The sequence below is a fragment of the Streptomyces sp. NPDC058373 genome, from assembly GCF_042723275.1.
Lineage (GTDB): Bacteria > Actinomycetota > Actinomycetes > Streptomycetales > Streptomycetaceae > Streptomyces.
In genome coordinates, this window is the sequence record NZ_JBHXJE010000009.1 from 67,355 (window position 1) to 74,400 (window position 7,046).

Below are 7,046 nucleotides of genomic sequence, written 5' to 3' on the forward strand. Positions count from 1 at the left end.
AAATCACGGCGTTGTCCAACACGCTTCAGGCAGACTGTTCCTGCTGCTTGGCGGCATGCTCATACAAGGCGGTGATGGCCGCATGAGTCACGGAGGCCGAGCCGGCTCCTCGGGGATAGACGATCTCCTTGGCGTACTGGCCGATGCAGTTGGTGGCCGCATGAGCGGCGCATTGTGTGATCATCACACTGAAGTCCGAGTTTCGGGCTGCATCCTTCAGATGCTTCGACGCGACCTTTTCTGTTGAGAGCACCACCTTCACTAGGGGGAACTGTCGGGTGATTCGGTCTTGGACACGCTGCAGTACACCCTCGTCTAGACCGTAGACCAGGATCTGTGCGGCCCCAACAACCGGCTCAGACTCAACGTTTTCCGAGGGAGCCCGCTCAGGCCAGTCCAGTCCAAGCTCAAACTCGTTGCTGATCGACCGCGCTGTTGACAGGTATGCCTCATCGAGGCGTCGCATATGGACATGCAACGGACCGAGCAGGAGTTGGGCTGTCTGCACGCGGGCTGTGGGTGCTGGTGCGGCCCGTGACACCAGGCGGTCGACAAAGTCGAGGGCCTGCCCGGCGGTCTCGGGCGCGACCCATTCATCGAATCGCACACTCAACTGTTCTAGAAACTCTTCGTACTCCGCAGCTTTGGGGGCGGAGCGAAGGAACAGTTCCAGGAGAAGATCCAGGACTGCGAGGTTCGCTGGGTCGCAGCGCTGGTTGACAATGCTCCGCATGATCGTGGTCAGCGTCTGGCAGAAGGTGATGTTTGAGCGCGTGAGTTCCTGCAGGAACGGCCCGAGCGCGTACTGCCATACCGCTTCGTACTCGGTGTCGGTGAGGTCGGCGAATACTTCTGCCATCTCCCCATCGGACACCGCCTCCAGTGGGGCTGGGGTGTCGTCTTGCCGGGCGTCCATCGTGCGGCAGAGGTCGAAGGCGGCCTTGTTGCCCTGGGCGACAGCCTTGACTATTTCGGCCCATGTGGTGAGCGATACCGTGGCCGACCCGTCTTCAGGCTCGGGCTCCGCTGTCGTTGTATCCGGTTCAGCAGGTTCCGCGTCCATCACGCCTGCTGGAACGACCTTGCGGCGATAGGACGCCAGTACGTCGGGCACGAGGTCCCCACGGCCTTCGGCATCGAGCAGAGCGATGCTGCGGGAGAGTTCCTCCCCGTCGCCTCGTCCGTACATACCGACGAGCAAGACAGTGACGGCCTGCTCGCTAAATGACAGGAGGTCTCCGTCTGCCAGCAACGAGAAATGGCTGTCAGGCGCCTTCAACGCGTCGACGGCACCAGCCAACTTTCCTTCAGTAAGCGCAGGTTCGATCTGCGCCGTGAAGAGAGCCGACAACACCATGTCTTTCACCGGAACAGGCGGGTCTTGAAGCAGCACTTCTCGGAGCCCTCGCAGCGAAAGGACGTCGTTTGCTCTTCCCTGCGCTGTCAGAAGTCTGATCTCCAAGTGTTTGACGTTGGCCGGCGAGAGGCCGCCTTGGCGATTGATCTGCTGAAGGAGCGTCTTGGCGGCTTGTGGTGCTCCGCTGAGCAGGGCCACTTCGAAGTCTGCCAGTAGACGCCCCAAGGGCTTGGGCGCGGACCAGGCCCGCTCGGGGCTCCGCTCCACCACCTTCACCATGCGTTCCAGCGCAGACCTCAGGCGCTTCCTCTCTTCCTGGTTGGTGGTCGCCTGCACGAAGAACGTGCTTCCCGCTCCATAGCGTTCGAGGATCGGGGCCTCGTGGGGCTTGTCGAGCGCAACAGGCACGTCGTAGCCGTACTTCGCAAGAGACGGCCCGACAAATGCCACCAGAAGATCACGAACAGAAGTGAGTTGCTCACGTCGGCGAGGAACCACGTAGTACGCCATGCGCTGGGTCTGCTCGTTCAGCCAGGGCAGCACGATGGGCGCTCTATGGTATTGGACAGCCGCATTCTTCAGCAGCGTGATGCCGCTGGGGTACCTACCAGCGTCGTTGCGATCAGGATGAAGGAAGTGGTCGACGAACTCCTGTGAACCGGCGCTCTGTTCCGCTATTTCTGCCTTATACGCCACGTGCCGTCCATTCATGCTGGTAGTCCACTACTGCCTGCGCCGCAGCCGATTCGTCCAACGTATAGCTGATCTGCTCCTTGTTCCGGGCAAGGCCGTTGCGCGTGAAGTTCATGGAGCCGTCGAACATCCAGCCCGGGCCAACCAGGCTCTTCTCGTGAAGGTCCTGGTCCAAAAACACCTCGACATCCGTATGCAGATCACGGCCCAGAGCAAGACGCTCCAGGAAGATCACGTTCGCAGGAGCGTCCTGGGTCACCACGCGAACGGCGGTGCCACTCTTTGCCAGCATCAGCAGCAGGTCGGACAACCGGCACTGCAGCGGAGGGTCTTCGCCCAAGAGGTAGTCGAAGGAACCATCAGCGTTGTCGACCAGGTCTACATCACTGATCCATGCAGACACCAGCCAGACCTCGCCGCCCGGCGACGACAGTTGAGCCAGCAGCGCTGTCCGAATCAGCGAGTCCGCACGCAGGGCGCTGCGCGCATTCGTGCGGAGTGTACGACGAAGGAGAGTCACTGCTCAGACTCCTTGATGACGGCCTTGACGACGATCTCGCGGCTGTCCCTGTGCACCTGTGTCACCTCGCCGAACAGTTTCAGGTCTCCACGATCGACACGAAGAACAGGGATCGTCAGCATGACCTGGCGGAGCAGTTCAGGCCGGTCCAAAGGAACGACCACTTCGACTGCAGGATGCGAGGAAAGCACCTGGGCGTAGCTGATGTGCCAATCCGGCGATGTGGCATCGAGGCGAGGCCACGCTTGCGTGTGCACGGCGGCTGCCAGAAGTCGATCCAAGATCTGCGGGTTGTCCACCGCACGGTATGGCTGGTAGGAGTCCAGATGGTAGTTCCGTGCCTGGTCACCTCGGGGCCAGAGCATGCTGAAGGCCTGGTCCGGGCTGATCGTGCGAGGCAGTTGCACCTTGCCGGCGCCGACGGCGTAGGCGATGACTCGTGAGTCGACCTCGATCCCGGTCGCTTCTTCCAACTGATCCCAAGCCTGCACCAGCGCAAGGGCAGTTGCGTCGGTCAGACTGTCGGAGCCGCGCCGAAGCAGACGCATCGCAAGGGACGCCACATCACCGTGCCGAGGCGCACCGTCCAGGTCGGTCCAGGCGGACCTGATGCGGTTCAGCGCATCCTGGCTGGTTTGAGCCGAAGCCGCACTGCGCATCTCGCTCATCGCCTGCGCTAGCTCACCGTTTGGTTCGGCCTCCACCACATGCCGGAGCAGACTCGTCAGCCGTGCATCGGTCTGTTCGAAGCTGTTGGGACGCAAAGCGGCGCCAACCAGGCTCCAGAAGCGGGCAGGATCATGGCCGTAGGTCTCTGCCAACTTCTCCACCACGCCGAGCCCACCCTCGGACGTCTCGCTGATCCAGATTTGATCTGCTCCCGAGCCAGCACCCGGCACCACGTCGAGCATCAGGTCCTGGTCCCGGGCGTCGGGACAGGCTCGTGTCACGGCCTCCAAGATCGCGGCGGCCAAGGTGTCCAGATAGGCACGCCGGGCCAGGGCAGCCGTGCGGTCGTGGAGTTTCTCGCCGAACAGCAGCGAACCAGCGTCGTCGAGCACGGTGATGACATCGGGGTGTTGGCTGAGCGCCTGCAGATCGTTGATGACGCGGTCGGCAGGACTGCCAGCACCCGTAGGGGAGGCAGATGGATCTTGCCTGTACAGCAGCGGAATAACCTTAAGGATGCTGTCCCGCCAGGCGCCCTGTGACAACTCCGCGTGAATCGCCTCGGGCTTCTTGCCCTCCAGCCCCTCGAGCGCGAAAGCGGAGAGGTACACCAAGGACAACCATCCACGCTGGAACGAGTTGGCCGCCTCAGCGATCCGCTTGTCCTCTATGACGGTGTTCGTGAACGCCTTCGAACGCCACTCGGGAGAGTTCAAATGCTCCACTACGCCAGGCAACGACAGGTCCAGCGGCTTGACCTGAATCCGGACAGCATCGACGGATGAGGAGAAGCCCATGGCTGCTCTCTTTCCCTCGTGGACGTAGCTGACCGCCACCTTGTGCCGCTGCCCCGGCTTACCCTTGACCACGTCGGCCACAGCGCCATAGGTCATCCGGCGCACCTCGGTCGGGTTACCTGAAGCGTGCGCGGCGAACCCGACGGAGAGCACCTGCTCCCGCCACTCGGGAACCTTGGGCACGTCCGCGGCAACCGGAGGACCCGCAGGGTTGTCCACGAACTGGGTTGCCCACAAGGGCACGCCCTGCGAGGAAGTCGCGATCTCCTTGTCCGGCTGCGCAAGCTTGATCCGTCGCGGGCGAGTGACCTCGACGCTCTTCACATCCGTGCGGCCGGTGTCCCAACAACCTTGCCGCTCCTCGGCGTCGAGAACGTTACTCAGATCGATCACGGCGTCAGGGACCCCGGTGGGAACCTCCAGCCACGTGCGGTGGCGATCATCGCGGTATCCGAACCGGCGACTGACACGGCCAGGCACAGCTTCACGCAGTGCGCGCCCTACCGGCAACTTCTCCTCGTCGTCGGAAGTGGAGAAAGGCAGCGTAAAGCTCACCTCAGGAAGATTCAGCGGAGCGAACAGCGAAGTCGTGACAAACTCGGGCAAAAAGGCCAGCCGGTCCGTGCCAGGATCCTTGTGGATCGGCGACGCGCCAGCGTAAAGACGTCGCAAGAGGGTGGGAGCCACTGCCAACAACAAAGACCGCGGCTGCTCCCACAACAGGACCTGCACTTCGTCGGCGCTCAAGCCCAGCGCGCCTCGCAGATGGCTAGCCAGGGAGCGCAGCAGGGTGTCGTCCCCGTCGAGGAGTTTCTCCAGATGCTCGGTGATCGCTCGCCGAGCCTGAGGCAACTGCGCATCTTCATAGTCTGGTCGGGTGTTTCCCGACAACATCGTTCGGGCGCTGACCCACAGGCCCTGATCACGAAGTCGGATGCCGAGCCAATCGACGAACGCTTGAGCACCTTGGATCTTGATGATGTGGCGGTTGTGCACAGGCAAGGTGCGAGGCGATACCTCGGGAGCGAAGAGGGATTCATACCCTTGATAGGCCAATCGGTCTCGCCCAAAGTCGGACAGAGCAACGATCGTGAGCGGGCGCGTGCCCCTCTCACGCCCGGCTCGCCCCCTGCGCTGCAGGAAGGAAGCCGGGTCTCGAGGCGCCTTGTGCTGGACGACCAGTCCGACGTCGGGATCGTTGAAACCGACCTCGAGAGAAGCCGTCGCAACGACAAGATCGGCGTCCGCGTCGACACCCGCATCCTGGGAGGAGGTCCGGCCGATCCTCAAAGGCCGCTCGCTCAGGTCGGAACTGAGGTTGTGCCCGATCAACTCCGGAAGGTTCCAGGACTGACCCGCAAGGTAGCGATCTTCTTCCGCAGGAAGGTCCATGGACCGCAGGGACGCCAAAACCGGGGCACCCCGCTTTCTGCGGTTCTTCCCGTACTGCCCACCCTCCGCGTCTCGCAGGTCGTCATACAGACGGTTGGTGACGTCGAGGTCGTCGGTAAAGAGGAACCCCTTGGTCCCATGCAGTGTCGTCCCGGCCGGCCGCTTCCTGTCGAGCAAGCGCCCGTGCAGCATTGCCGTTTGGATCGTGGTCGACAGCAGACTCGTCCCCGACAAAGGGTCGCCACGCAGCGCGATGTGATACTCGCGGCTCTCCGCCTCCATGTCCCCGCTGCGCGGCTCGATGAGGGCGACGCTTTCCGCAGGTAGCCCGACAAGTTCCGCCATGAAGCGGTCGGCCTGACGCAGGGTGGCACTCAGCCCGACGAAGGTGACCGGGCCACGGCGTGCGTGACGCCAGCGCCGCAGCAGCAGGGCTGTTTGGGCACCCGTGGCATCGGAGTAGGTATGCACCTCGTCGAGCAGGACGACGCGGGGGCCATTCCCGTTCCAGCCGAGGGTCCTGCTCAACTTTGACCCCGTGCTGTTGCGGTTGAGCATCTCCGTCGTGGTGAAGAGCAGCTTGGGCGGAGCCCCGTTGATCGACTCTCGAGTAAGAGCCAAGACACCGTCAGGGATCTCCTGATGGCACGCGGAACACCGCAAGGCTTCGGAGCCGCGGGTCCTGTCCTCTTCTGACCAGAGCATGGCGCCGCCATCCCCGGTGGGGCACGTCAGATAGGGACAGACGCGGGCCCCTCCCTGCGCTGGCCATTGGTAGATTCCCTGTGTGACGTCGCCCAGATGCGGCGGTGTACGCCCGTAGAGCACCCCGATCCGCGGACTGGGCAGGCCCCGCTCCCGGAGTTCGAGTGCGTTCTTGATCGCATCGCGCAACTGGTCACGCAGCAGTTCGATGCGCGGATAGAGCGCGAGGGTATGAACCCCCGTGCGTCGGTCTTTGGCCATCGCGGCGAATGCCGGAAGGTAGAACGCGAGGGTCTTTCCGCTGCCGGTGCCGGCACCGACAACGACGCCACGCGAATCCCCATGGGCCAAGGAGTTGGTGACTGCCTTGGTGGCGTCGACCTGGAAGCGCGAGAGTGAGTACGAACCGATCAGCACCCCGGCGACTTTTGAGTGATGCTCAGTCCACCCCGGGGTCACCTCCATCTCGGCGATCGCCTGGGCAGCCGAGATGTCACGTGTCGGATAGCGGCGCTCGGAGACGTGCAGGCGGTAGTCGGCGACCAGGGGCTTACCGCTGTCCCACCAGTCCGGCTGCAGTGGATTACCAGGCCAGGGGCCGAAGATCTGCCGCAGAGAGGCAGTCAGTCGAACCCCCTCTGCGAACCTTGTTCTATATCGCCCGGATCCGCCAAAGGGGACCTGGAAAAGAAGCTGCTGGCTAAGGAGCACCTGCTTCAACTGGTCGGCGTCAGAGAACAGCGATGCCGCGTCCTCATCTTTGTCGATGACCGACCAGAGAGCGTCCGTCACCTCTTCTTCGCAGAGCATGCCGTCTGTGACGCCCCAGGAGAGGAGGGGCAACTCCCGGTCCTCCAGGGCAGTAAGCGCCTTGCCCAAAACGGCGCGGCGCAGTGTCGTTGGTGTCACAGGT

The 7,046-nt window shown here is 63.0% G+C and carries 3 protein-coding genes; all 3 read right to left on the reverse strand.

Annotated elements, in window-relative coordinates; translation table 11 throughout:
• Positions 1-25: 25 nt before the first annotated feature.
• Genes dpdD through dpdJ form a run of 3 tightly spaced genes read right to left on the reverse strand, consistent with a single transcriptional unit; the run spans position 26 to position 7,042 of the window.
• Positions 26-2,053, reverse strand: a complete 2,028-nt coding sequence (gene dpdD, locus ACFWMZ_RS08605) for a protein DpdD (RefSeq protein ID WP_383200287.1) — start codon at positions 2,051-2,053, stop codon at positions 26-28.
• Positions 2,043-2,570 (reverse strand): phospholipase D-like domain-containing protein DpdK, encoded by a 528-nt coding sequence (gene dpdK / locus ACFWMZ_RS08610; RefSeq protein WP_266469296.1) that lies wholly within the window; start codon positions 2,568-2,570, stop codon positions 2,043-2,045. The genes dpdD and dpdK overlap by 11 nt, the downstream gene beginning before the upstream one ends.
• The gene (gene dpdJ / locus ACFWMZ_RS08615; RefSeq protein WP_383200291.1) at positions 2,567-7,042 is read right to left on the reverse strand and encodes a protein DpdJ; all 4,476 of its coding nucleotides are present in this window, start codon (positions 7,040-7,042) and stop codon (positions 2,567-2,569) included. Before dpdJ ends, dpdK begins: the two co-directional genes overlap by 4 nt.
• Positions 7,043-7,046: the final 4 nt, after the last annotated feature.